Annotated in this window: 20 protein-coding genes; 11 read left to right on the top strand and 9 right to left on the bottom strand. The window is 59.5% G+C overall.

Features of this window, described 5'->3' with window-relative positions; translation table 11 throughout:
- Window positions 1-59: 59 nt before the first annotated feature.
- The gene (locus HX790_RS05310) at window positions 60-2,477 is read right to left on the bottom strand and encodes a glucose/quinate/shikimate family membrane-bound PQQ-dependent dehydrogenase (RefSeq protein ID WP_176991323.1); all 2,418 of its coding nucleotides are present in this window, start codon (window positions 2,475-2,477) and stop codon (window positions 60-62) included.
- A gap of 470 nt (window positions 2,478-2,947) precedes the next feature.
- Window positions 2,948-4,966, bottom strand: a complete 2,019-nt coding sequence (locus HX790_RS05305; RefSeq protein WP_138451081.1) for a TonB-dependent receptor — start codon at window positions 4,964-4,966, stop codon at window positions 2,948-2,950.
- A 204-nt stretch (window positions 4,967-5,170) separates the two neighbouring features.
- Here HX790_RS05305 and HX790_RS05300 point away from each other — a divergent pair, with 204 nt between their 5' ends.
- Both HX790_RS05300 and HX790_RS05295 read left to right on the top strand, forming a co-directional pair.
- The gene (locus HX790_RS05300; protein ID WP_010212838.1) at window positions 5,171-5,404 is read left to right on the top strand and encodes a VF530 family DNA-binding protein; all 234 of its coding nucleotides are present in this window, start codon (window positions 5,171-5,173) and stop codon (window positions 5,402-5,404) included.
- Between the two features lie 4 nt (window positions 5,405-5,408).
- Window positions 5,409-6,035: a Pr6Pr family membrane protein gene (locus HX790_RS05295; protein WP_176991322.1), complete on the top strand. Its 627-nt coding sequence runs from the start codon at window positions 5,409-5,411 to the stop codon at window positions 6,033-6,035.
- A 105-nt stretch (window positions 6,036-6,140) separates the two neighbouring features.
- Here HX790_RS05295 and HX790_RS05290 read toward each other — a convergent pair whose 3' ends face one another.
- Window positions 6,141-6,908: a siderophore-interacting protein gene (locus tag HX790_RS05290; protein ID WP_176991321.1), complete on the bottom strand. Its 768-nt coding sequence runs from the start codon at window positions 6,906-6,908 to the stop codon at window positions 6,141-6,143.
- Complete coding sequence (locus HX790_RS05285) at window positions 6,905-7,414, bottom strand: PadR family transcriptional regulator (protein WP_017136320.1); 510 nt, start codon at window positions 7,412-7,414, stop codon at window positions 6,905-6,907. Before HX790_RS05285 ends, HX790_RS05290 begins: the two co-directional genes overlap by 4 nt.
- Before the next feature lie 483 nt (window positions 7,415-7,897).
- Here HX790_RS05285 and HX790_RS05280 point away from each other — a divergent pair, with 483 nt between their 5' ends.
- From HX790_RS05280 to HX790_RS05260, 5 genes are all read left to right on the top strand, one after another.
- On the top strand, window positions 7,898-8,398 hold the full coding sequence (locus tag HX790_RS05280) for a CS1 type fimbrial major subunit (protein WP_170036354.1): 501 nt from the start codon (window positions 7,898-7,900) through the stop codon (window positions 8,396-8,398).
- A 114-nt stretch (window positions 8,399-8,512) separates the two neighbouring features.
- A complete protein-coding gene (locus tag HX790_RS05275; RefSeq protein WP_176991320.1) occupies window positions 8,513-11,035 on the top strand; it encodes a CS1-pili formation C-terminal domain-containing protein in 2,523 nt (840 codons plus the stop codon).
- Between the two features lie 19 nt (window positions 11,036-11,054).
- Window positions 11,055-12,299, top strand: coding sequence for a hypothetical protein (locus HX790_RS05270; RefSeq protein ID WP_032865514.1), 1,245 nt, complete (start codon window positions 11,055-11,057; stop codon window positions 12,297-12,299).
- Window positions 12,300-12,359: 60 nt separating this feature from the next.
- Window positions 12,360-13,118, top strand: coding sequence for a molecular chaperone (locus HX790_RS05265; RefSeq protein WP_176991319.1), 759 nt, complete (start codon window positions 12,360-12,362; stop codon window positions 13,116-13,118).
- A 5-nt stretch (window positions 13,119-13,123) separates the two neighbouring features.
- Complete coding sequence (locus HX790_RS05260) at window positions 13,124-13,606, top strand: CS1 type fimbrial major subunit (protein WP_176991318.1); 483 nt, start codon at window positions 13,124-13,126, stop codon at window positions 13,604-13,606.
- A 233-nt stretch (window positions 13,607-13,839) separates the two neighbouring features.
- On the opposite strand, the gene HX790_RS05255 is transcribed toward HX790_RS05260, so the two are convergent.
- Complete coding sequence (locus HX790_RS05255) at window positions 13,840-16,935, bottom strand: transglycosylase domain-containing protein (RefSeq protein ID WP_176991317.1); 3,096 nt, start codon at window positions 16,933-16,935, stop codon at window positions 13,840-13,842.
- A gap of 380 nt (window positions 16,936-17,315) precedes the next feature.
- On the opposite strand from HX790_RS05255, the gene HX790_RS05250 reads away from it, so the two are divergent.
- On the top strand, window positions 17,316-18,728 hold the full coding sequence (locus HX790_RS05250) for an amino acid permease (RefSeq protein ID WP_099548500.1): 1,413 nt from the start codon (window positions 17,316-17,318) through the stop codon (window positions 18,726-18,728).
- Window positions 18,729-18,773: 45 nt separating this feature from the next.
- On the opposite strand, the gene HX790_RS05245 is transcribed toward HX790_RS05250, so the two are convergent.
- Window positions 18,774-19,898 carry an OpgC family protein gene (locus HX790_RS05245; protein ID WP_099548501.1) on the bottom strand — a complete coding sequence of 375 codons (1,125 nt, stop codon included), beginning with the start codon at window positions 19,896-19,898 and terminating at the stop codon, window positions 18,774-18,776.
- Window positions 19,899-20,120: 222 nt separating this feature from the next.
- Between HX790_RS05245 and HX790_RS05240 the strand changes: the two genes are divergently transcribed.
- Genes HX790_RS05240 through HX790_RS05230 form a run of 3 tightly spaced genes read left to right on the top strand, consistent with a single transcriptional unit; the run spans window position 20,121 to window position 22,922 of the window.
- A complete protein-coding gene (locus HX790_RS05240; RefSeq protein ID WP_017136328.1) occupies window positions 20,121-20,495 on the top strand; it encodes a GtrA family protein in 375 nt (124 codons plus the stop codon).
- A complete protein-coding gene (locus tag HX790_RS05235; protein WP_017136329.1) occupies window positions 20,492-21,454 on the top strand; it encodes a glycosyltransferase family 2 protein in 963 nt (320 codons plus the stop codon). Before HX790_RS05240 ends, HX790_RS05235 begins: the two co-directional genes overlap by 4 nt.
- Window positions 21,447-22,922 carry a glucosyltransferase domain-containing protein gene (locus HX790_RS05230; RefSeq protein WP_176991316.1) on the top strand — a complete coding sequence of 492 codons (1,476 nt, stop codon included), beginning with the start codon at window positions 21,447-21,449 and terminating at the stop codon, window positions 22,920-22,922. Before HX790_RS05235 ends, HX790_RS05230 begins: the two co-directional genes overlap by 8 nt.
- Before the next feature lie 11 nt (window positions 22,923-22,933).
- On the opposite strand, the gene HX790_RS05225 is transcribed toward HX790_RS05230, so the two are convergent.
- The 3 genes from HX790_RS05225 to HX790_RS05215 form a co-directional block, all read right to left on the bottom strand.
- Window positions 22,934-23,230 carry a cupin domain-containing protein gene (locus HX790_RS05225; RefSeq protein WP_017136330.1) on the bottom strand — a complete coding sequence of 99 codons (297 nt, stop codon included), beginning with the start codon at window positions 23,228-23,230 and terminating at the stop codon, window positions 22,934-22,936.
- A gap of 65 nt (window positions 23,231-23,295) precedes the next feature.
- Entirely contained in the window at window positions 23,296-24,915 is a 1,620-nt protein-coding gene (locus HX790_RS05220) for an FMN-binding glutamate synthase family protein (protein ID WP_169985314.1), read from the bottom strand.
- Window positions 24,916-24,944: 29 nt separating this feature from the next.
- Window positions 24,945-25,709 (bottom strand): LuxR C-terminal-related transcriptional regulator, encoded by a 765-nt coding sequence (locus HX790_RS05215; RefSeq protein WP_017136332.1) that lies wholly within the window; start codon window positions 25,707-25,709, stop codon window positions 24,945-24,947.
- Window positions 25,710-25,742: the final 33 nt, after the last annotated feature.

Below are 25,742 nucleotides of genomic sequence, written 5' to 3'. Positions count from 1 at the left end.
GGGCATAAAAAAGGCGGCTACCCATCAGGTAGCCGCCTTTGTTTTACCGCCGGTTCAGCTTAATCCGGCAGTTTGAACGCCATCACATAGTCACCCTGTTTGGTGCCCAGCGAGCCGTGACCGCCGGCCATGACCAGCACGTACTGCTTGCCGTCCTTGCCGGTGTAAGTCATCGGTGTGGTCTGCGCGCCTGCAGGCAGGCGGCCTTCCCACAGTTGCTTGCCGTTTTTCACGTCATAGGCACGCAGGTACTGGTCGAGGGTGCCGCTGAGGAACGCGACGCCACCGGCGGTGGTGAACGTACCGCCCAGGCTAGGCACGCCCATGGTCAGCGGGATCGGAACCGGCGAGCTGTCGCGCACGGTGCCGTTCTTGTGCATCCAGATGGTCTGGTGGTTGGTCAGATCGACCGCCGCCACATAACCCCACGCTGGCGCCTGGCACGGCAGGCCTAAAGGCGACAGCAGTGCTTCGAGGATCACGCCATACGGCGCGCCTTTGTTCGGCTGCACACCTTCGGTTTCGCTGACGCGTGGGCCTTGCTTGGCAATGTCGGCCGCCGGGATCAGTTTCGATTTGAACGCCATGTAGCTCGGGTTCACGAAAGCGATCTGGCGAACCGGGTCAACCGAGATGCCGCCCCAATCGAACACGCCGAAGTTACCCGGGTAAACGATCGAGCCTTGCAGCGAAGGCGGGGTGAATGGGCCGTCGTAGCGCATGGATTTGAAATCGATACGGCACAGCATCTGGTCAAACGGGGTCACGCCCCACATGTCGCGTTCTTTCAGCGGCGGCGGCATGAAGTTGAGGTCGGACTTCGGCTGGGTCGGCGAGGTGTGATCACCGGCCACTGCGCCTTGCGGTACAGGGATTTCGTTGATCGGCACCACCGGCTTGCCGTTGCTGCGGTCCAGCACGTAGATGCTGCCTTGCTTGGTCGAGGCCATGACTGCTGGCTTGACGCCGTCAGCGGTCTTGATGTCGATCAGCGAAGGCTGGCCGCCCACGTCCATGTCCCACAGGTCATGGTGAGTGAACTGGAAGGTCCACTTCACGTGGCCGCTGTCGATGTCCAGAGCGGTCAGGCCGGCGCTGTATTTTTCCGAGTCTTCGGTACGGTCGCCGCCGTATTGGTCAGGCATCTGGTTGCCCATCGGCAGGTAGAGCATGCCGAGTTTTTCATCGACGCTGAACATGGACCACATGTTCGGCGAGTTGCGGGTGTAAGTCTTGCCCTCGGCCAACGGCGTGGTGTCGTCCGGGTTGCCGCTGTCCCAGTTCCACACCAGTTTGCCGGTGTGTACGTCGAACGCGCGGATCACGCCGCTAGGCTCGTCGGTGGAGACGTTGTCGGTCACGTGACCGCCGATCACGACCAGGTTCTTGGTCACGGCCGGTGGCGAGGTGGAGTAGTAACCGCCTGGAGCGAAGCTGCCGATGTTGGCACGCAGGTCGACCTGGCCTTTGTCACCGAAGTCTTCGCACATCTTGCCGGTGTCGGCGTTCAGGGCGATCAGACGGGTGTCGGCAGTCGGCACGAAGATGCGTTTAGGGCAGACAGCGCTGACAGGTGCAGTGCTGGCGCTGCCGGTAGGGCTTTGCGCGGAAGCGTAGACGGCGTCATCGTGATACGACACGCCACGGCAGGTCATGTGCGCCCAACCTTTGAAGTTCGCGGCACCCTGGCTGCTGATCTTCGGGTCGAAACGCCAGATTTCCTTGCCGGTGTCCGGGTCCAGGGCAATCACCTGGCTGTGCGGCGTGCACACATAGAGCATGCCGTTGACTTTCAGCGGGGTGTTTTCTGCGGTGGTTTCACCGGGATCGCCTGGGCCAGGGATGTCACCGGTGCGATAGGTCCACGCCGGCACCAGCTTGTGGGCGTTTTCCGGGGTGATCTGCGCCAGAGGCGAGTAACGATCACCGAAGGCCGAGCGGCCATAGGAATTCCAGTCGCCATCGGCCTGGGCCGGTGCAGTGCTGGCCATGCCAGGCGCGGCGTCGCGGTCCAGTTGGCCGGTCTTGACCATCTCACCCGGGTTGGTGAATTGGCTGGCCAGGGCGGCAGCGCCCGCCAGCACCACGGCTACGCTCAGCGCGCCAGTGCCCAGCGGCGCGGGTTGGCCACGCAGCAACGGACGGCGAAACCACGGCAGCAGCAAGACGATGCCCAAGGCGAACAGCAGGGCCAGGCGCGGCACCAATTGCCACCAGTCCAGGCCGACTTCCCACAGTGCCCACACGGTACTGGCGAACAGCACCAGTGCGTACAGGCCCAGCGCTGCGCGGCGGGTGGCCAGCAGCAACACGCCGGTGAGGGCGATGCCGATACCGGCCAGCAGGTAGTACAGCGACCCGCCGAGCATGCTCAGCTTGACGCCGCCAGCCAGCAAGGCCAGCCCCATGATCAGCAGCAAGACGCCTAGCAGCCTGGGCAGCAGGCGGCTTGGGCTTGAAGCACCATCAGTGCTCATAGTGTGTTTCTCCGTGACGTTGGAATTATGTAACCCCGTGCTTCACTGTAGATGACGATTCGGCGCGGGCTTGGTTCAGCGTTAAATTGGGTTTTTCTGGGGATAAGTCGGTTATCCACAGGCGGGCGATTGAACCCCACGCGCGGGTCGGTTTAAGACAGCGCTGTCTTTAAGGCAGGGAATATTCGGCAAGATGGGATCGACCGCAGGCGTGAAACGTTTCAGTTTGTTGCGGCAAGGATAAAGCGCCTTCTCATTTTGAGAAAGCGTAATTAGAGAGATGCATCATTTCAGATCTGGTAACAGTGACAGAACGTCGCTGCAAGAATGCCTGTAAAGCCTGGCTTCTGTGGGAGCTGGCTTGCCTGCGATAGCGTCACCTCGGTACCCCAGGGAAACTGCGGTGATGCTATCGCGGGCAAGCCCGGCTCCCACAGAAGCCGGTTACTACAGGAGGATTGTGCTGCTGTTTAGAAGGTGGTGCGCACGCCGAACTGCACGCTGCGCCCAGGCGCCGGGGCGATATCGCGCAGGATCGAGCTGGCATAACGCACGGTCTGGTTGGTGAGGTTTTCGCCATTGACGAACGCCAACCACTGGCTGCCACCCACATTGAAGTGATAACCGGCGCTGGCGCCCAAGGTGGTGTAGCCGTCGGTGCCGCTTTCGTTATCCGGCACACGCCCTTGGCCCGCGGCGTGTTCCACGTCGATCCGCGCCTGCCAGCGGTCCAGTTCCCACAGCAAGCCGCTGTTCAAGCGCAGAGGCGCAATACGCGGCAAGGCTTCGCCCGTGTCCAGGTTGGTGGCGCGGGTGTAATCGCCCGACAGCTCCAGGGCGAACTTGCCGTAGGCGCTTTCGCCCAACTTCCAGTGATCCTGGGCTTCGAAGCCGGCGAAACGTGCGCGCACACCGGAATATTTGTATTCCGGGATACCGCCCGCGTCTTCTTCGCCTTCATCGTTCAGCGTGCGCCCTGTGCCCAGCAAGCCGATGTAGTTGGAGAAGCGGCTGTAGAACACGCCGAAACTGCCTTTGTGCGTGCCGTTGTCAAAGCGCAGTGCCAGGTCGCTGGACACGGCTTTCTCTTTCTTCAGGTTGGCGTCACCCAACTCGTAAGTGCCGGTGGCGACGTGGGCGCCGTTGGCGTACAGCTCGTAGAAAGTCGGTGCGCGCTCGGTGTAGCCCAGTGTCGCGGCCAGCGACCAGACCGGCGTGAGGCTGTATACCGCGCCGGACGACAGGCTGCCGGCGGTAAAGTCATTGGATTTATCGGCACCGGCAAAGCGCGCATTACCCTTGGCATTCGGGTCGACATTGGTGTGTTCCACACGCCCGCCAAGGCTGAGCTTGAGACGCTCGGTGGCCTGCATCTCTTCGAGAATAAACAGCGCGCCGGCGTTGGTGTCGGTCTGCGGTACAAAGGCCTCTTCACCCAGTGCCGAGAACTCATTGCGCGTCACTTGGGCGCCGACCACACCCTCGAACGGGCCGAGCGGCTGGTGGCGCGCTTCAACGCGGGCTTCATAGCCCTTGTTCTTGAAAATGGTGCCGGTTTCGCCGCCTTCGATTTCACGGTGCTCGTAATCGGTGTAGCCCGCGTCAAGTTTCACCGAGCTAAACGGGCCTTGCAGGTTGCGGATCTCGGACGCAAAGGCGTAGTGATCCTGCTTCATGCGGATGCGCACATCTTGCTCGGCGGGTGAACCGTAGTTGCTGTCATAGTTGCTGTAGGACAGCCCGGCATAACCGTCGTCCCAGGTGTAGGAACCGCCGACCGCGCCGCCATCCTGACGCCCGTCGCTGTTGCCCAGTCGACCATTTTTGCCGGGGCCATCCTCGGTCTCCGGGGCATGGCGGCTGCGGGCCTGGCCTGGGATTTTGAGGTCGTTGAATTCCCGCGCGTTCGCGTCCAGGTGCAAGGCGAAGGTGCCGTTGCCGGCTTCCAGTTTACCGGCGCTGCTGCGGGTGGTGTTGGCGCCGCCGTAGCGCAGTTCACCGGCACCGTGGATGCCTTCGATGGCTTCTGTGGGAATACGGTTGTCGAAGGTGTTGACCACACCACCGATGGCGCTGCCGCCGTAGAGCAAGGCTGCCGGGCCACGTACGATTTCGATGCGGTCGACGTTGATCGGGTCCAGGGGCACGGCGTGGTCATAGGACAGCGACGAGGCATCCAGTGCACCCACGCCGTTGCGCAGGATGCGAATGCGGTCGCCATCCTGGCCACGAATGATCGGGCGGCTGGCGCCTGGGCCAAAGTACGACGACGACACGCCTGGCTGCTTATTCAGGGTTTCGCCGAGGCTGCCTTTTTGTTGCAGGGTCAGGTCATCGCCTTCCAGCACCGTGGTGGGCGAGGCGAGTTGTTCGCTGCCCAAGGGGTTGCCGGTAATGACTTGGGGTTGCAGTTCCAGGGCGTGGGCTTCGGAGCCGATCAACAGGGCGGCGGCAAGCGGGGTCAAGCGCCACAGAGTAGAGAGGGACATCAAACATTCCTTGGTAAAAGGCACAGAAAAGAGAAGGCTTAAAACGGTATCGACTTTGATAAGTATCGTTACAATATAACATCACTTTTTTGCCTGAAAAGGGGAACTTTTTTCCAGGGGCTATATTCAATGCAGTGCTTCCACCTCTACGCCCCGTCGGCTAAGGTGCGCGGCTGTGTTTCCTCTTTTTGCAAAAGGCCTGGCATGACCGCGACAAGCAACGACCCACTTCACGGCGTGACCCTGCAGCACGTCCTCACCACCCTGGTGGAACACTACGAATGGAGCGGTCTGGCCGAACGCATTGATGTGCGCTGTTTCAAGAGCGACCCCAGCATCAAGTCGAGCCTGACCTTCCTGCGCAAAACGCCGTGGGCGCGGGAGAAAGTCGAAGGTTTGTACGTCAAGCTGATGCGTACCAAACGCCCGCTGGATTGAGGCCATGAAGCGGTATGTGGCCACGGCGGCGCTGGCTGGCTGGACAGGGCTGGCGATTCAGCAATACTTGATTTTCTATTCGCGCTGGGAGGCCGGCGCGAGCCTGTTGGGCGGGCTGATCAACTTTTTCAGTTTCTTCACGGTGCTGACCAACACCCTGGTGGTCGTGGTGTTGAGCTATGCGCTGGTCAATCGCGAGTCGGCGGCAAAACGTTTCTTCCTGGCGCCCGCTGTCAGTAGCGGTATTGCCGCGAGCATCGTGGTCGTGAGCCTGGCCTACAACCTGTTGCTCCGACATTTGTGGAGCCCCACCGGCTTTCAATTTATCGCCGACGAGTTGTTGCACGACGTGATGCCGCTGCTGTTCGTGATCTATTGGTGGCGGTGTGTGCCCAAGGGCACGTTGCGCTTCAAGCACATTGGCGGGTGGGTGATTTACCCGCTGGTGTACTTCGGCTATGTGCTGCTGCGCGGGCATTTGCTGGGGCAGTATCAGTACCCGTTCATCGATGTGGACAGCCTCGGTTATCCACAGGTGTTTGTGAATGCCGGGGGGATTTTGGCGGGGTTTGTTGGGATTGCGTTGGCGGTGGTGGGGTTGGACAAAATCTTGAAGACACCGGCGAACTAATGTGGGAGCTGGCTTGCCTGCGATTCAGGCACCTCGGTACATCAGGTACACCGAGTTGCTGCCATCGCAGGCAAGCCAGCTCCCACAGTTGAATCGCGTCAGTTTTTATTCTTCTTCGCTGCCTTCCGCACGCCAGTATCCCACGGCCTTGAGGAACTCCTCATTGACCTGGTGCGTGTCCAGCAACACGCGGCGCAGCTGGCGCGACAGTTTGGTTTCCGTCGCGACAAAGCTGTACAGCGAACCGCCCGGCAGGGTCAGGTTGCGCACCGTCTCCAGCAGGTCGTCCTGGCCGCGCACCACCCAAATCACCTCTACATCGGCAGCGCTGTTCAGTGGCTGCTGTTCGGCGCTATTGGCGATTTCAATCACCGTCAACACCTTGCGCCCGGCCGGCAATTCTTCCAGGCGACGGGCGATGGCCGGGATAGCGGTTTCATCACCAATCAGCAAATAGCTGTCGAAGATGTCCGGCACGATCATCGAGCCGCGCGGCCCGCCGATGTACAGGTGCTGGCCAACCTGCACCTGTTCGGCCCAGGTAGAGGCTGGGCCATCGCCGTGCAGCACGAAGTCGATATCCAGCTCGCCGATGCTCAGGTCGAAGCGCCGTGGCGTGTAGTCGCGCATGGCCGGTTGCGGGCCGTCGCCCTTGATGTTGAAGGTCGGGCTTTCCAGCGCAGCCTGCTCGGCGGCGTTTTGCGGGAACAGCAGTTTGATGTGGTCGTCACTGCCCAGGCTGATAAAACCGGCCAGCTCCGGCCCGCCCAAGGTGACGCGGCGCATGCGTGGGGTGATGTCGACCACCCGCAGCACTTGCAGGCGGCGGCGTTTGATTTCGTGGGTAACGCGATGGATAGCTTGAGTATTCATTGGTTTTTCCCGTCGGCAATGGCTTGAGCGGTGCCGTTGAGCAGCGCCGCGACACGAACGATTTCTTCCGGGCTCCAGCGCCCGTGGTGCGAATGCAAGGCGTGGCGCAGGTTATGCACCGCCTCGTGAATCTCGGGTGGGCGGTCGTGGCCACGCAGCGAGCGCTTGCTGACATCAATGCGCATGCGCACGCCTTCCAGGGCAACGGCTTGCTCGCTTAAGAAGAGACGACCGGCGTCGGTGATTGTGTAGCGTTTTTTTCCATTCTCGGCGTCGCCGCTGATCAACTCGCTCTCTTCCAGAAAGGTCAGCGTGGGGTAGATCACTCCGGGGCTGGGGCTGTAGGCGCCGTCGAACAGGCTTTCGATCTGGCGGATCAGGTCATAGCCATGGCAGGGCTGCTCGGCGATCAAGGCCGGTAGCAGCAGTTTCAGGTCGCCAGGGGCAAATACCCGAGGGCCGCGGCCGCCGCGTTTTTCAAATTCACTGCGATGCTCGTGTCGCATGGTCTGTCCTCCGTCCTATTTAGATATAACTTAAGATATATCTTATGGTGACGGTAGCCCGAGACGACCAACGGTCGTGAGCAGCGTCAAGCCGCTCACGTTCGAGGGGCATGGACGATAAAAGTATTTAGAGTTATAACTTTAATTAGAGTTTGTGCTCGAACAGGCGCGTTAACAGGTTGCTCTTTATAGCAGCGCTTGTGCGTGTAGTATTGCTCTTACAGCCCCTTCCCGTTATGACGCTTATGTTCAAGTAGGCTGATTCTTACGGCTATTTTTAAAGTTTTGGCAAAGTGCCATACTTTTCGTTCGCCCCCTGTTTCTAAAGGCTACTAGGCCGTGGGAAGCGACCTGCATACCGGTTGTTGATTTGAATTGATCATTGCTTGGCGTTGTGCGGTTCAACTAACCGTCTGCGTTATTCGTTGTTGAGAAGTTGCTTGGCGACGAATCAATCAATGTTGATAACTACAGGTATTGATCATGTTCAAGAAGTTTGCTGTCGCTGTTCCCCTGGCTGTTCTGGCACTGTCTTCCTCGGTAACAGCTACTGCTGCCGGTGAAGCCCGCCACACCGTCAATGTCCAGGCAAACATCCCGACCACCGTGTTCCACGCACAACCGCGTGATCCGAACTGGGGTCGTGACGAAACCATGACCTACAACCTGGTCAGCGGTGAGCTTGCTTCGTTGAGGGCCACCTACGACGTCAAGAACACCAACGGTTCGGTTGCTGCCTACATCGAAGGTGGCCCGGCCGTACTGTTCAACGGTGATGCCGCGCAAAACATCCCGGTCACCACCACCTTCAATGGTGTGATCTTGAGCGGCAGCCCTCAGGAAGTGGTCAACGAAGCCGACTCCACCCCGGGTATAGGGGCGGAAATGCACATCGCCGCGGCCAAGCCTACGGCCACTCAGCGTGGCTCCTACACAACCACGATCCCGGTAGTGTTCGACGCGGTACTGCCAGTCACCCCATAAGGCCAATGCGTGCTCGTTAACCACGGGCATCTGCTTGCAGGTCGGCTGACTTCCCTCCTCGGTCCGCCGGCCTGATTTTCTCTCCAGTCTTCTGGCATTCAGAGTGTTCCGTTCATGTTTCCGATGACGCCTATCGCGGCTGCGCTAGCGCTGCTGATGTGTACGAGTGCCCTGGCTGCACCTGCTTCTTCCGGTGCTTCAACCCCCGGCAGTCTGATTACTCAGGCGCAAGGCTTGCCCGCTGGTTTTACTGATCATTTTTTCGAGGTGCCGTTGGCGGTACGCGTGGACCTTGACCAGCAACTGTTGGGCGAGGCGCTGATTGTTTTGTCCCGCGATGACCGTGTCACCTTGCTTGAATTTACCGACACCGCCGACAGCAAAGTCCCGGCCGCCACCCGCGACACCTGGCAAGCGCTGCTGGAAAAAGGCGTGTCATTGGGTGCTTGTACCCAGTCCTGCCCGCAGAAAATGCTCTCGGCCTTCTACAACCTGGAAAGCTCCCAGCTGTCGATCCTTACCCAAGACGTCGAACTGAGTGGCGACATCCCGCGTTTCCATGAGCAGCCCGAAGGTGGCAGCCTCGGCTTGATCATCAACAACCAGCTCAACCTTAATGGCAGCCAAGAGGACAGCCTCGGCGGACGCTATGGTTTGCAAGCCAGTTCCAGTCTGGGTAACTGGAGTCAGGTGTTCAACCTGCAGCTGGCGCGCCAGAGCGGCGATGACGAGCCCATGCGCCATGCGATCCATGAGCTGTATACCCAGCGAGAACTCGAAGGGCAGTTTTTCCGCCTGGGCCACTTCACCCCCAATTCCGATGGCCTGACCCGCCAACTGCGCAGCTTCGGCGCCAGCCCCGATACGGCGCTGGGCCTGATGTATGGCAGCTCCGACAGCCTGGCCATCAACAACGCCAAGCCCAGCGTGTACCCGATCTATGTCACCGCCAACCGCCAGGCGGCGGTGGAGATTTACCGTAATGGCCTGTTGATTAACACCCAGGCCGTTGCGGCCGGCCTGCAAACCCTGGACACCCGGCCCTTGCCCGGCGGCATCTATGAAGTGGAAGTGCGCCTTATCGAAGACGGCCTGACCACCAGCACCACCCAGGAGCTGGTCTACAAACCCAGCAACTGGCGCAACGCCGAAGACCGCTGGCGCTATAACCTTTTCGCCGGGCGCGAGACCAAGTTGTTCAGCAACTGGGAAGAACAAGCTTCCGGCGCGGTGACGGCCGGTGCGTCGCTCAACTATCTGGTACACCCGCGCGTGATCCTCGGCCTGTCGGCCCGTCAGGTGCGCGAGCAGCTGCAATACGGCGGCTCGGCGGACTGGACGGTGGCCAATAATACCAGCCTGTATGCCAACCTCTACCAGACCCAGGAACACGGCACCGGCATGGACCTGCAAGGGCTCTATACCCTGGGCGCGACCAACCTGGTGTTCAGCCATAACCGCAGTTGGCTCGACACCCGCGACACCTATGAGACTCTGCCCGATGGCACACGCCTGCGGCGCAACACCTTCGTCGGTGAAGCCAGCAACACGGCGTTGTCGGTCAACCACCGGCTGGATGCGAAAAACACCCTGAACATGCGCCTGTCCCACAGCGAAGGCAATGTGGAGGGGGCCGGCGTCGACCTGGGTTGGAGCCGCCACGACAACCTGTTCGGCAGTGACGCCAACTGGCGCTTCTCAGTGTTCGACCGGCCCGGCAGCGCCGGCACCAACGACGCGCGCAACCGCGGCGTGGACGTGAGCGTCAGCGTCAACCTGGGCACCGAAGGCCGGCAGATTTCCGGCAGCATCGGCACCCGTACTGCCCGTGACGGTGGGCGCGACAACAACGCTTCGGTGACTTTGCGCCAGGACCTCACCGACCACTTGCTGCAAAGCGTCTCGGCCACGGCGATCACCGACACCTACGGCGTCGGCCTGTCGGGCATGGCCAGCTTCAATACGGATGCGGTCAGCGGTGACGGGTTTGTGCAACGCAGCTCGTTCAACGGCGACCTGAGCGGTGGCTTGAACCTCAACAGCACCTTCGTTGCCGGCGCCGGCCAGATGCTGCTGAGCAGCCAGTACCAGGGCAACGGTGCGGGCATGATCATCGACGTGGAAACCGACCTCGACGAAATCGCCCTGCGTGCCGACGACCTCGGCGGTGGCGGCGCGATCTTGCGGCCGGGGCGCAACTACGTGCCGGTCTCAGCCTACAAGAGCAGCAGCGTGAGCTTCGACTTTGAAGGTAATCACCCGCCCGCGGCGAATATCCAGCCGACCCGCGCCAGTTATCACCTGAACAAGGGCGGGGTCGACTACCGGAAAATCACCGTGATGAAAACCGTCACCGTGCTCGGCCGGTTGTTGGATGAGCGTGGTGCACCGCTCAAGGGCCATCACGTGATCAACCACGCCAGCCGTGGGGTCAGCGAAGTCGACGGGTTCTTCTCGATGGAAATGAGCGCCAGTTCACCGACCTTGCAAGTGCGCTACCAGAACCAATTGCTCTGTCAGTTCCGCCTGGACCCTGCCAATGCGCCGAGTGAGAGCGATGTGTTGATGATCGGCGATTTGCGCTGCACCAAGGACACCCTGGCAGAAGCAACCCACAACGCCGAAACCGCTGGTTGATGGCATGGACTGGATTTTTATGAACGTGAAAAACGTAACGAGAACCGGCTTGAAGCAGTGTGCGTTCGCGCTGGCGCTGGTCAGCATGAGCCTGCCTGCGCACGCGCTGGTGCAGAACATCACGGCGGTGTTTCGTCCTGACCCGTCGAACCCGATGGTGAATAAATTCGAAAACACCACGCCCCACAGTGGCGTCTGCGCGTGGCACGTACCGGCCAGGTGCGAGGCGTTGAATACCTTCAGTATCCGTGATGCGGCATTCAGGGCCGAGTCGGTAGAGCCGATCGAAGCCAACCATGAAGACCCTCGAAAAGGCGCCTATTTCAAAGTGCCTTCATCTTGGCGTGATGTACAGGTGGTCCATGTCGGGACGGGTGAGGTTGAAACCGTACAAATGCGTATTGCGGGTATTGGTACGCGTTGGGATGTGCCGCGTCCGCCTGGCGTCAGCGGGTGGGCTAACGGAGGAACCGGTTGGACCTACTATTGGAGTAACGGTGCGCCTCCTTGCCAGGGGGTTAACTATTTGGCGGCATCCGCCAGTTACGCACTGTTTTTCTGGATCGTCCCGGAGGGCGTGGGGGCTTGTACGGTAAACCCGGGCACCACTTTTGCGCGTTTGACCTACAGCCACTTGGAGTACGGCTACGAACTTAAAACCCCCAACCCGCTAGGCATGGCCAGCGGCGAATACCGCGGCTCCCTGACTTACAGCATCGGGCCGGGCGGGGATTTTGATTTCGGTGACGTGATGGCGTCCACCGAAAGCGCCCTGACGTTCAATTTTCAATTGGCTGTAGAGCATGAGCTCAAGGTCGATCTCCCACCGGGCGGCAACCGCATCGAGTTGCTACCCGAAGGCGGCTGGCAAGCCTGGCTTAACCGTGGGCGCCAACCGGCGCGGTTGTTCCGTGACCAGACCTTTGTCATTTCCGCCAGTGGGCGTTTCAAGATGCAGCTCGAATGCAGCCTTGCGGTGGGCAACACCTGTGGCTTGCGCAACGGCGCGGGGGATCAGGTGCCGTTGCAGGTTGCTGTCAGCCTGCCCTTTGGCTTGCAGAACCAGGCCGGGCAGGCGGTCAACAAGCAGCCCTTGCGCCTGGATGGCGTGGGCACCGAGTTGTTCCAGCCTGCGTTTTACGTGAACAACCGTGCTGGAACGCTGCACTTCGAAGTCGAAAAAGACCAGGTCAAGGACATGCTCGAACAGCCGGGCAGCACCTATTCGGGTGTGGTCACGGTGATCTGGGATTCGGAAGTCTGAGCGGATATTTGCCGCACGCCGGCCGCTGGGCTGGGTTCAATCAATAAGGCGTAATCAAACATGAAACATGCAGTGTTATCAGTGGGGCTGTGGCTGGTGTCTTTGGCGGTTCATGCGGGACCTGCGATCAACGTCGGCGTGGTCTACGACTACCTGGAAGGCGACCGCAGTTCTTACCTCAAGCGTGTCTACAACGGCGGCACCAGTACCGCGTTTATCAAAGTCAATGTGCTGGAGATCGTCTACAACGACGACGGCACGTCCAGGGAAGTGCCCGTCGCGTCGATGACCGACGCCAAAGGCAGCACCACCAACCGCGACGGCCTGATGGCCAGCCCGGCTCGTCTGATCGTACCGGCCGGCGGGCGTCAGGGCACTCGGTTGCTGTACATGGGCCAGCGAGACAAGGAGCGCTATTTCCGTGTGCGTTTCATCCCGGTGGTACCGGAAAAGGAAGATGACTTTGCTGTCACCGATGCCGAACGCGCCGAATACAAGGACGCCCTGGCCGCCGGAGTCAACGTCATGGCCGGGTACGGCACGGTGTTCTTCGTGCGCCCGCAAGACACCCGTTTTGATACCCGGATCAGCGAAACCGCCAGCCAATACACCATGCGTAATGCCGGCAACAGCGTGGTGGTGCTCGATGAGTTCCGCGATTGTTCGGTGACGAAAAAGACCGAATGTGAGGCCACCACCAAGCACCACATCCTGCCTGGCCGCCAGTTGGTGCTGGAGAAAAAGTCGGAGCGTCAGTTCAACTTCCAGCTGATCGAAGGTCGCAACAAAAAAACGATGACGGTCAACAGTAACGGGTGATGACAATGTTCAAGCAACTGACGGTACTGGCTGTACTGATGGCGCCTGTGTTGGCGGGTGACCAGGCGCAGGCATTTCAGGAGCGCCACAGTTTTGATGTATCGGTGACCATCCCGATCCATGAGGCCTATGTGCTGCCTTCCGAGTCCGATTGGATGGGCCAGGACCAAGTGCTGCCCTGGGACCTTGCGACAGCCCGGCTGGGCCGTCTGCGCAAGAACTTTGATGTGAAAAACATCAACGGCGGCGTGGCGGCGCGCCTTGGTGACACGCCTTATCTGTTGAGTGGCCGCAACCGTATCGATTTGCAGGTGTTGTTCAACCGGATGCCGCTGACCCTCGATTCAACCCTGGTGATCAGCGCCGATGAAGCCCGCTCGGGCCGTCGCGCTGAACTGGAAATCACCGCCGTTGAACCGGAAGACGGCTACAAGGGCGGCGAGTATTACGGCACGGTACACCTGCTGTTTGATTTTCCGGCGCCTTGAGACATGCACTTTGCTGTTCGCGAAATTGGCGGCACAGGCAAGTTATAAGTTGCCTGGCCCACCGCTTTCGCAGCCTCGCTAAAGCTCGACAGCTCCCACAGGGGATCAGTGTTGCCAGCGCTAAAAATTAAATGTGGGAGCTGGCTTGCCTGCGATAGCAATAGTGAATTCATCACCGCCATCGCAGGCAAGCCAGCTCCCGCACAAACCCCATTTCACCCCAGGCGCTTCGGTCATGCCCCGTGGCACAGCAGGGTGCCGCTGCCTTGCAAGTACGGGGTCAAAATCGGCGCCATGCCTTTGAGCACCTGCACCGGCAGTGCCGAAGTGAACTTGAAGTTTTGCGCCGAACTGCCTGGCACAAAGGCGGTTAGGGTGCCGAAGTAGCGCTCGCTGATGTAGAACACGAACGTGGCGGTGCGGTTGATCGCTTTGGAGCTGATCACTCGGCCGCCGGCGCCCATCGCTTCGATGCGGTTGTCGCCGGTGCCGGTCTTGCCGCCCATGGCCATCGGCGTGCCGTCGGCCTGCACGAAGCTGCCGGAAACACGCTTGGCCGTGCCCGCGTCCACCACTTGCGATAACGCGCCGCGCAGCGCGGTAGCGACCTCGGACGGCATCACTCGTTTACCCGCATCGGGCGTGTTGACCACGCGGGTTTCGTACGGCGTATCGGCGGCAAAGTGGAGACTGTCGATGCGCAGCACTTTGCCGCGCACGCCGTCGTTGAGGATGATGCCCATCAGTTCGGCGAGCGCGGCGGGGCGATCGCCCGAGCTGCCAATCGCGGTGGCCAGCGACGGCACCAAGTGGTCGAACGGGTAACCCACCGCCTGCCAGCGCTGGTGAATATCCAGGAACGCCTCGACCTCCAGTATGGTGCGAATACGACTGTCGCGCGCGCTTTGGTGACGGCTCTTGAACAGCCAACTGTAGACCTCCTGGCGTTCAAACTGGCTGGCCTTGACCACTTCGCTGAAGGTCGCGTCGGGGTGGTTGAGCAGGTAACCGAGCAACCACAGGTCCAGTGGGTGGACCTTGGCGATGTAGCCCTGGTCGGGCAAATCATAGCGGCCCGGGCCGTAGTCGGTGTAAAGGCGTTGCAGGCGTTCGTCGGTGAGTTTGTCGCTGGTTTTGGCATTCACCAGATGTGAACGCACGAAGCGATTAAAGGTGTCCTGGTCGGCCTCGGGGAACAGGTAGCGATGCACGGCCGCCATACGGATCGCCGTGGGGTGCAGCCCGTCAAGAAAGGTCTCAAGGCGCGTCTGGGTGTCTTTTTTCTGGTACTTCTTCCAGAACTTGAGCAGGAAGGTGGTGCCTTCGCGATCAGCGAATTGGGCCAGGTACTCCTGGCGCCGTGGGTCGTTATCATCCTTGAGCAATTGCGCACTGTTGTTGGGGCCTGCGTAAGTAACGTAGCGTTCCAGGTCACGCATCAGCCGGATAAATGGCAGGTTGATCGACTCGCGCAAGGCGTCTCGCAGCGACGGGCTGCGGCCATTGTCCTGGTTGCGGAAGTTGTGGAAGTGGTGCATGCCGCCGCCGGTGAAAAAACCTTCGTTGGGGTTGGCCGAGTAAGTCCGGTCGAGGGCGGCATCGAGCATGTTGGCCAGGGACTTATCGGGATTCTGGATCAGGTAATCGACCGCCCACCGGCTGATGCGGTCCTGCTCGGCAATCTCGGTTTTTTTCAACGCGGCGGGTGTTTGCGCCGCGTAGCGATCATGCAGCTCGCTGATGATCTGCAGGTAAGTGGTGAGCACTCGCAGCTTGGCCGTGGAGCCCAGCTCCAGCTTGCTGCCCTCATTGATGTCGAAAGGCTGGTCGGTGTTGTCGGTTTGCACGCGCACCCGCGAGCCGTCCGGGGTCAGTTCGAACAGGGTGAAGCTGTAGCGCACCTGGGGTGTGCTGGCGGGTGTGAGCAGGCGCTCGCCGAGCAGGCCCATTTTGCCGGCGAAGGTGGGGTCGGCCAGTTGCTTGAGGTAGTCGGTGGCCTGGCTTTGCAGCTCGGCTTGCAGGGTGCTGGTGGCCGACAGGTCCAGGCGGTCGAGGTCGTACAGCGGCCGGTTGAGCAGGGCGGCGAGACGGCTGCGGGCAACGCTGATGCCCTTGTTGGTGTCGATGGGCTGCACGGTCGGCTGTTGCTGCCAGTCGCGGTAAGTGACGTGGGATGCCAGGGCGGCCTTGAGCAACGGCGGGTCGATCACGGTGTTCTGCGCCAGCAGGCGCAGGTGGCTGTCGGTGAGTTGCGCCAGTTCATCGCGGCCGTTGGCCAGGTAATGAGACGGCCGGCGCTGAGCGATCATCAGCGACAGCACCTGGCGCAAAGCCAGGCCACGTTGGGCCACATGGACCGCATCATTTTCAGTGCCGTTAAGGGCCAGGTTCACCTGCTTGAAGTCAGCGCCGTACCACACGCGCAAACCCTCGGCCATGCCATGCACTTCGCCATGCCCCGGCACGGCGGACAGCGGCACGCTGTTGAGGTAGTCGCGCACGATATTCTGGCGTGCCACCTGGGTGTCAGGCCCTGGCTGGTAGGCGCGCACACCGGCGGACAGCATCTGGCGCAGTTTTTCACTGCCGGACAAGGTCAGGCCGTCGGGCGAATGCCGGTATTTTTCCAGCTGGGTGGCCAGGGTACTGCCGCCGGCACTTTGACCGGGCAGGTGCAATACCTTTGCGACTTGCGACCAGGCCGCCATGGCAAAGCGCGGCCAGTCCACCGCCGGGTTGGCCTGGGGCTGGGCGGGGTCGAGCAGGTCACGGTTCTCGATGAACAACAGGCTGTGGACCACCAGCGGCGGGATGGCGGCAAAACTTGAGTACAGCTGCTGCGGGTACTCGAACTGGTACAGGGGCAAGGCGCGACAGTCGGTGATCGAAAGGCCGGCCTGGATTTTCTCCGGGTAAGGCACGAAGAGACCGTGGCCGGCGTAGCTCATTAGCGCTGGCGAAAACTGCACCTGGGACTCGATCACATAACCGCGCTTGAGCAGGCGCGGCAAAAAGGTGCCGAGGTCGCTGTAGCCCAAGCGGCGATCGAACGGGCCGGCGCCGGGGTAAACCATTGCCTGGCTCGGGCCGGGTTCCAGCCGGTAGGTGAGGTCGTGGGCCAGCCGGCTCAGTTGCCGGGCTTGCAGTGCGGATGTGCGTATCTCTTTGGCGGCGGCGAACCCCAGCGCAATCACCACCATCAACACAATCAGCCAGAACAGGCGACGTATGTAACGGGGCCTGGGTTTATTTTTGGGTAAAGGCGCTGGGTCCGAACTGCCTTGTAATTGCGCAGCCTTGGTCGATTCGGTTTGCCACAGTGCGCCCATAGTCGATTGATCCTGCACGCAGATTGATCGGACTTGTCTGAAGCTTAGTCGCTGGGCGACAGGTGTGAGGGAATTGTGGTTGGGTAGTCGGAATCTTCTTGGATGGCGTGTGAATGCAGGGTGGGTTGCGACGTTTTGTCGCTCAGCGCAGGTAATATGCTCCTGTAAAGTGGCTTTTTAGCCGGGTCTTTCACTGAATTGCATGGTTTTTATAGTGAAAGACCCTGGTCCCGGCTTTTTATACTGCACGTCCCGCCGATCTTGCCCGGCAAGAAGGGCCCGTCCATGAGGCGGCCCCGGTTTCAACAAGGGCACAGGCTTACCGGCCTGGCCCCGGAAACTCGACGGACAATCCAATAACAAAATGAGGTTGTTTCCCTATGCCTGTCGGCAAACCACTGCCCCCTGGCGAGACCGCTCAAGGCGGCCCGCTCAAACGTGAACTGGGTGAACGACACATCCGTTTGATGGCGCTCGGCGCCTGTATCGGTGTCGGCCTGTTCCTCGGTTCGGCCAAGGCCATCGAGATGGCCGGCCCGGCAATCATGCTCTCCTACATCATCGGCGGCCTGGCCATTCTGGTGATCATGCGCGCCCTTGGTGAGATGGCCGTGCACAACCCGGTAGCCGGCTCGTTCAGCCGTTATGCCCAGGATTACCTCGGCCCGTTGGCGGGCTTTCTCACAGGTTGGAACTATTGGTTCCTGTGGCTGGTGACCTGTGTCGCGGAAATCACCGCCGTGGCGGTGTACATGGGTGTCTGGTTCCCCGACACGCCGCGCTGGATCTGGGCCCTGGCGGCGCTGATCAGCATGGGCACGATCAACCTGATCGCCGTCAAAGCCTTTGGTGAGTTCGAGTTCTGGTTTGCGCTGATCAAGATCGTCACGATTATTGCCATGGTGATCGGCGGCGTCGGCATCATTGCATTCGGCTTCGGTAACGACGGTGTGGCCTTGGGTATTTCCAACCTGTGGGCTCACGGCGGCTTCATGCCCAATGGCGTGCAGGGCGTGTTGATGTCCTTGCAGATGGTGATGTTCGCCTACCTGGGCGTCGAGATGATCGGCCTGACCGCCGGTGAAGCACGCAACCCGCAGAAGACTATTCCAAGCGCCATCGGCTCGGTGTTCTGGCGCATTCTTTTGTTCTACGTCGGTGCGCTGTTCGTGATCCTGTCGATCTACCCGTGGAACGAAATCGGCACCCAGGGCAGCCCGTTCGTGATGACCTTTGAACGTTTGGGCATCAAGACCGCCGCAGGCATCATCAATTTCGTGGTGATCACCGCCGCACTGTCGTCCTGCAACGGCGGCATCTTCAGCACCGGGCGCATGCTCTACAGCCTGGCGCAGAACGGCCAGGCGCCGGCGACTTTCGGCACCACCTCCAGCAATGGCGTACCGCGCAAGGCGCTGCTGCTGTCGATCTTTGCCTTGCTGCTGGGCGTGTTGCTCAACTACCTGGTACCTGACCAGGTGTTCGTATGGGTGACCTCCATCGCCACCTTCGGCGCGATCTGGACCTGGCTGATGATCCTGCTGGCCCAGCTCAAGTTCCGCAAAGGCCTGAGCCCGGCCGAAGCGGCGGGCCTCAAGTACCGCATGTGGCTGTACCCGGTCAGTTCCTATCTGGCGCTGGCGTTCCTGGTGCTGGTGGTGGGCCTGATGGCGTACTTCCCGGATACGCGGGTGGCGCTGTATGTGGGGCCTGCGTTTCTGGTGCTGCTGACCGTGCTGTATTACGTGTTCAAGTTGCAGCCGACCAATGCGGCGGCACGCTCCGTCGCCTGACGGCCTGGCGTACACCAAAAGCCCCTTGATCGGGGCTTTTTGTTTTCAGGCGGCGGCCATGCGTGTCGATTGGTCCAGCCGTTTGTTGAACTCCAGCCAGGCGCCCAACATCGCCATCAAGCCAGCGCCCACAAGCGCGGTAAAAATTTGCATGGCAAAGGCATCGCCGGCCATGGCGTTGACCATGTCCGCCAACGGCGCCAACAACACGCCAAGGCAGAACACTTCCAGCGAAAAGCGGCCCATCCGGCAGGTCTGCTGTGCCAGCCAGTTTTGCGTCCAGGCACGCCCCGGCAACAGTTTGGCGGTGACATAGGCCAAGGCCAGGAAATGCAGCAGACGCACCGGCGACAGGTCGGTCTTGCTGATCGGGTACAACAGTTCGCTGAGCGCGTGCGGCATCAGTGCGTCATGCACCTCGGGCCAGCGCCAGCCGATCGTGATCACGCCGGCCATCAATGCGTAGGTCGCGGCCATCATGAATAACGGCTGCCGCAGCAGTGGCCGATGCTCCTGCGCGCGGGGTTGTTGCCCATGAATCGCCGCCGCGCCGCCCAGCACGAACAGGAACTGCCAGGTAACCGGGTTGAAATACCACACCCCGTCGGCAATCGCTGCCAGGTTCCAACCCAGGTGTGGCGCCAGCAGGTACACCGCCATCGACCCCGCCACCACCCACCACGTTTTGCGCAAGAGCCACGGCAACACCAGCGGCAGGCCGGCCAGCAGCACGATATACAAGGGCAACGGGTCCATCAGGTTGGGCTTGAAGCGCAGCAGCAATTCATCCACCAACGCTTGCTGTGGTTGGGTGACAAAGTGCGTCAGGCCCATCTCCTGCACCAGATCGCGGGTTTCCACATGGCTGTTGGCGAAGAACACGATGCCCATCAGCATCGCCAGCAAGAAAATATGCACCACGTAAAGCACCCAGGTGCGCCGCAGGATCTTCAGGCAGGCCATCCAGTAGCCTTCGCGTTGCAAGACCTTGCCATAGGCCAGCACTGAGGCATAACCGGCAAGAAATACAAACACTTCAGCGGCATCGCTGAAACCGATATTGCGCAGGGTGATCTGGCCGAGTGGGTTGTGGGGGACGTGATCCCAGAAAATGAAGATCAACGCCAGGCCCCGAAAAAAATCGATGCGCGGGTCGCGTCCGTTCAGCATGGCAGCGGGCTCTTGGGCAATGGTTTAAGTCATGACAGACGAATGCGCGTGTTTTCACACGCCGCACGTCGGGCGCGCGCAGGTTGGCGGTATTTGTAAGCAATTGCAAAGGCTGGGTATTACTGAATGTCTCAGTGTGGCGGCCGGGCTACCTGTCAACTTTGACAGTAGACGCAGTGGGCGTGTCATGGCTTGCTGGGCCAGACGCCACAGGACAACTTTATGCGCCGAGCATGGAAGGGATTCTCCAGCTACACGGTCATTGGTATCGCCAATACGGTGATCCATTGGCAGCTGTTTTTTGTGTTCAGGACCGCGTTTGAGATGAGCCAGGCGGCGAGCAATTTTCTTGCCTTCGCGGCGGCGGCGTCGCTGTCCTTTTATATGAATGCGCTTTACACCTTTTCCATGCCGCCCTCATTGCCGCGTTATGGGCTGTTCATGCTGTGCATGGGCGGCTTGAGCCTGGTGGTGGGCGGGCTGGCCGATCGCTGGGGCATGCCGGGCATGGTCACCGTGCTGGTGTTTTCGCTGGTCAGCCTGGTGTGCGGGTTTTTACTGTCGCGCTGGGTGGTGTTTCGCGAGCGTGACCAATGAGAATCTCGCTGGTGGTGCCGCTGTACAACGAGGAGCAGGCCGTGGACGGGTTTTACCGCGCGGCGCGGCAGGAGCCTTTATTGCGCAACCATACGGTCGAGATTGTGTTTATCAACGACGGCAGCACCGACCGCACCGCCGAACGGGTGCACGCGCTCGCCATGGCTGACAGCGACGTGATGTTGATCAACTTCTCGCGCAACTTCGGCAAGGAAGCCGCCTTGTTCGCCGGGTTGGAGTACGCCACGGGTGATGCAGTGATCCCCATGGACGTGGACTTGCAAGACCCGGTCGAGGTTATCCCGCAACTGCTCGCCGAATGGCAAAACGGCGCCGATGTGGTATTGGCCAAACGCCGTAACCGCGCCAGTGACGGTTACCTCAAGCGCCACAGTGCTTCGCTGTTCTACCACCTGCTCAACCGCATCGCCTACACCCACATCGAGGAAAACGTTGGCGACTTCCGGCTGATGGATCGCAAGGTAGTCGACGTGATCAAGGCCCTGCCCGAGCAGCAGCTGTTCATGAAAGGCGTGTTGTCCTGGGCCGGCTTTACCGTGGCCATCGTCGAATACGACCGCGCCCCACGCGCCACGGGCCAGAGCAAGTTCAACGCCTGGAAACTCTGGAATCTGGCGCTGGACGGCATCACCTCATTCAGCACCTTGCCGCTGCGGCTGTGGAGTTATATCGGCGGGTGTATTTCGCTGGTGGCGTTGGTGTATGCGGGGTTTTTGATCGTCGACAAAGTGTTGTTTGGCAATGACGTGCCGGGGTATCCGTCGTTGATGACAGCGATTTTGTTTTTGGGCGGGGTGCAACTGATTGGGATTGGGATATTGGGGGAGTACGTGGGGCGGATTTATATGGAGGCCAAGCATCGGCCTAGGTATGTCGTTAAAGATAAGGTGGTCGGGGCTGTTAGTGCGGTGCGAACAAAGGAAAAAGCACATGAATAATTCATTTTTTTGGCGTGAGTTAACGCCGCGTCAAGTAATAAGTGTGTTTTTGGCTTGCGTTTTTTTATATGCGTACCCTTTGGTAAAAGCTGATTTCAGCTTCTATGATGATACGCTTCGCTCAAATGAGGCTGATGCGAATTGGATAGGTGAAGGACGACCGTTGATTCAGGTATATTATCATGTTTTAAGTTTTAGTGGCTGGGTCCCTAATTTGTTTCCTTTGCAGTTGATCATTTCTTTATTGGTGATGGCGTTCGCTTTGAGACGTCTTGTGTTTTGGGGTTTTGATAAGCCGACGTTGAGCAGTTGTCTGGTGGTTTTACCGATCTTATATAATCCGTTTTTTCTGCAAAATCTCTCTTATCAGTATGATGGCTCTGCTGTTGCACTCAGTCTGGTAGCGATTATTTATGCCGTGACGTCAAACGGCGTGAGAAAGTGGAGGGCAATTATTATATCCGGAATGTGTGTGGCAATCGCGTGTGCGCTTTATCAAATATCACTCAATTTTTTTATCGTTTTTTGTTGTTTTGAATTCGTGAAATGCGTGAGTGACCGTAAGTCCGCGGCTGAGATTTTTTCGATGATGGGTATACGGTTGGGAACGGTGGCGGTCGGTAGCCTTATCTATCTTATAAGCGTTTATCCTTTTATGCATTCAGATAGACAGGGCATGCTGTCGGTAAGCAAGGAGTCGATCGTCGAGATATTCTTACGTTCAGTGCAAGTTGCACACCAGGTGAGTACACCCTATCCGTTGATGTTCAAAGTGCTGATGGGGGGACTTTTTGCAGTCGCATTGTTGGGTTATTTGTGGGTAGGCAAAGAGATTTTGTACTGCAAAGGCACACGGCTGAGTAAGGGGGTGCTGATTGGGGTTTATTGTCTAATACTACCCGTTGTGTATTTTTCGTTTTCAGGAATTGCCTTGGTTTTTGAAGTGTATAATAAGGACTATAGGACGCTGTTGGGTTTGTCTGGTGCAATGGTGTTGGTGTTTTTTTTAAGTCACAAGGTGTTGGTGGGTTTTAGGTGGTGGTGTAGTTTTGTATTGGTGTTGCCCCTTTATTATAGTTTGTCGGTTTCATATGCATATGGGCGAATTTTAGCTTATCAAAAAACGTATGAAGCGGCTGTTTTGACCAGTCTCGCCTATGACATTCAACACAGTGAGTTGGCCAGGGTGAAAAGTATACATATTATAAATAGCTGGATGGGCGGGGCGTCACCTGCGAGTGAAGGCCTTTATAGGGCTATGCCCGTCCTCAAAGGAGTTGTGGATTTTACATATGTCATTCTGCCCGAGATGCTGCCGCGGGTGGGTGTGAGGAATGTCGATGGTGAAGCAGATGTAATCATTGAGAGAGATCTCAAGTTGGGTGTATATAAGTCTTTACTGGAAACGCAAAATTATAAACTTTATGTCGTGATGGATGAAGGTTATGTCTTAATGAATCCCAGGTGACTTTAGTCATTTTACACATCCACCACCACCAACGTGCCATGGCTCCCGCCAAGTACGGCATGGGCAGTGCCGGCTTCCACAAGGTACATCTGGCCGGCATTTACCCGAACTTCCCGGCCGCCGAGGTTCAAGCGTAACTGACCGTCGATCACCAATAACCCTTCGTTGTAATCATGGATTTCCTCCTCATAAGCCTGCTCATCCATACGCAACACCTTGATCCGCGCAGGGCCGACCTGGCCCAGTCGCGTGGATTTCCAGCTGTCGGGCAGTTGCGCCGCAATGGCGCTGAAGTCGAGTAACGGCATGTGAAGCTCCTTGTTTCAACGATGCCGTCGGTGGTCCGGTTCAGCGGTCAAGAGTGTTCGGATATTTATGCGGCAGCCACTTCCTGCGGCTCAAAACTGTCCGCCCGTGCCATTTGCCACATGCGCGAATAGAACTCGCCGTTCACCTCGCCGGTGAGCAACTCGCCAGGCTTGAGGAACACATGCAGCTGCGAGAACAGTTTGATTTCGGTCGCCGACATGCGCCGCACCAAATGCTTGGCCGACAGTTGCGACGGATGATCCAGGCCGGCCGCAGCGAGCATTTCCGCCAAGGCGTGCAGCGTGTTGCGGTGGAAGTTGAACACGCGCTGGGCTTTGTCGGGCACCACCAGAGCACGCTGGCGCAGCGGGTCTTGGGTGGCGACGCCCGTCGGGCATTTGTTGGTGTGGCAGCTTTGCGACTGGATGCAGCCGATGGCGAACATAAAGCCGCGCGCCGAGTTGGCCCAGTCGGCGCCGATGGCCAGCACGCTGGCGATATCGAAGGCGCTGACGATTTTGCCGCTGGCGCCCAGCTTGATCTTGTCGCGCAGGTTCAGGCCCACCAGGGTGTTATGCACAAACAGCAGGCCTTCACGCAGCGGCACGCCGATATGGTCGGTGAACTCCACCGGCGCGGCGCCGGTGCCGCCTTCCTTGCCGTCGACCACGATAAAGTCCGGGAGGATGCCGGTTTCGAGCATGGCCTTGGCGATGCCCATGAACTCCCACGGGTGGCCGAGGCAGAACTTGAAACCCACCGGTTTGCCGCCGGACAGTTCACGCAATTGCGCGATGAACTGCATCATCTCGATCGGTGTGGAAAACGCGCTGTGGCGCGATGGCGAGATGCAGTCTTCGCCCATCATGATGCCGCGCGTCTCAGCAATTTCCTGGGTGACTTTGTGCTTGGGCAGAATCCCGCCATGGCCGGGTTTGGCACCCTGGCTCATCTTGATTTCGATCATGCGCACTTGCGGGTTCTGCGCCTGCACGGCAAAACGTTCCGGGTCGAAACGGCCGTCGCTGGTGCGGCAGCCAAAGTAACCGCTGCCCAGTTCCCAAGTCAGGTCGCCGCCGTTTTCGCGGTGGTAGGGGCTGATGCTGCCTTCGCCGGTGTCATGGGCAAAGTTGCCGAGCTTGGCGCCTTGGTTCAACGCGCGAATCGCATTGGCGCTCAGCGAGCCGAAGCTCATCGCCGAGATGTTGAAGACCGAGGCCGAGTAAGGTTGCGTGCACTGCGGGCCGCCGACCATCACGCGAAAGGCGCTGGGGTCGCTGAGCGGCGCCGGACGCATGGAGTGGCCGATAAACTCGAAGCCCGACTGGTACACGTCGATCAGGGTACCGAACGGCTTGTCGGCGGTTTCGTTTTTGGCGCGCGAGTAAACCAGCGAGCGCTGAGCCCGGGAGAAGGGCAGGGCGTCGCTGTCGGATTCGAGCAGGTACTGGCGGATCTCCGGGCGAATGGCTTCCACCAGGTAACGGATATTACCCAGGATCGGATAGTTGCGGCGCACCGCGTGGGGGCTTTGCAGCAGGTCGAAAACGCCGATCAGGCTGAGGATGCCGGTGACCACGGTGATAGGCCACAGCCACTCATGTTCGATAAACGGAAGGCTGGCGAGGGTGAAAATGACGCACACGGCAAAGAAGGCGTAACGGCTTAGCAACGACAGGCTCATACGGGTTTCCTTGGGTTCGGACTCATCGGTCAGGCGTTTTGTGCCTGAAGAAAGATCGAGAACAGCTCCGACTGGGATTTGATCCCTAGCTTGCTGTACATGTGTTTCTTATGGACTTTCACGGTTTCAACAGAGATTTCCAGCTTACGGGCGATCTCCTTGCTGGAGCAACCGCTGAGCATCAAACGGCCTACATCCAGCTCACGGGCGGTGAGTTGTGCGCCCCAGTCATCATTTTGAATCGGCGGTTGCGGCGCGCTCACCTGGTTCAGTTCATGGGGCAGGCGCTGGCGCAGCAAGCTCACCACCCACGGCTGGATCAGTGACAGCAGGGCAATTTGCTGTGGGTCAAAACGCTGTTTCGAACCCAGCGACAGGCACAGGGTGCGCCCGTCCGGCAGGTGGCAATTGAACTGGATTTCATCGGCCACCACGTTCAGGCGAAAGTAGCGCTGGTAGTACTCGGTCAGCTCGAAATGCTCCGGCGCCACGTCCGCCAGGCGCAACAGGCCGGTGCGCGCGTGTTCGCGGCTGGCGATGTAGAACGGGTCGAGCAGGTACAGGCCGTTGAGGTAGTCCTGGAACAGAGGGTCCGGCGTGCCATCGGCGCCCGGGGATTCGGCGAACACCAGCGGGCGGTGCTGACTGCTGAACAGCAAGGCCACCCAACTGTCGGACGGCACGTATTGGTCCAACAGCCGCACAAGCTGGGTCCAGAAATTGGGCTGGTCCAGGGCGTCTATCATTTGCCCCACCGAACGGTGCCAGGCGATGTCTTGCAGCGTCATGCTCATCAATCTACCCCTATCGGGTTACCTCGGCCGCGT

It is taken from the genome of Pseudomonas sp. IPO3747 (assembly GCF_013385245.1).
Lineage (GTDB): Bacteria > Pseudomonadota > Gammaproteobacteria > Pseudomonadales > Pseudomonadaceae > Aquipseudomonas > Aquipseudomonas edaphica.
The sequence above is the reverse complement of the archived record's forward strand: the minus strand, read 5'-3'. Positions and strand labels throughout refer to the sequence as shown.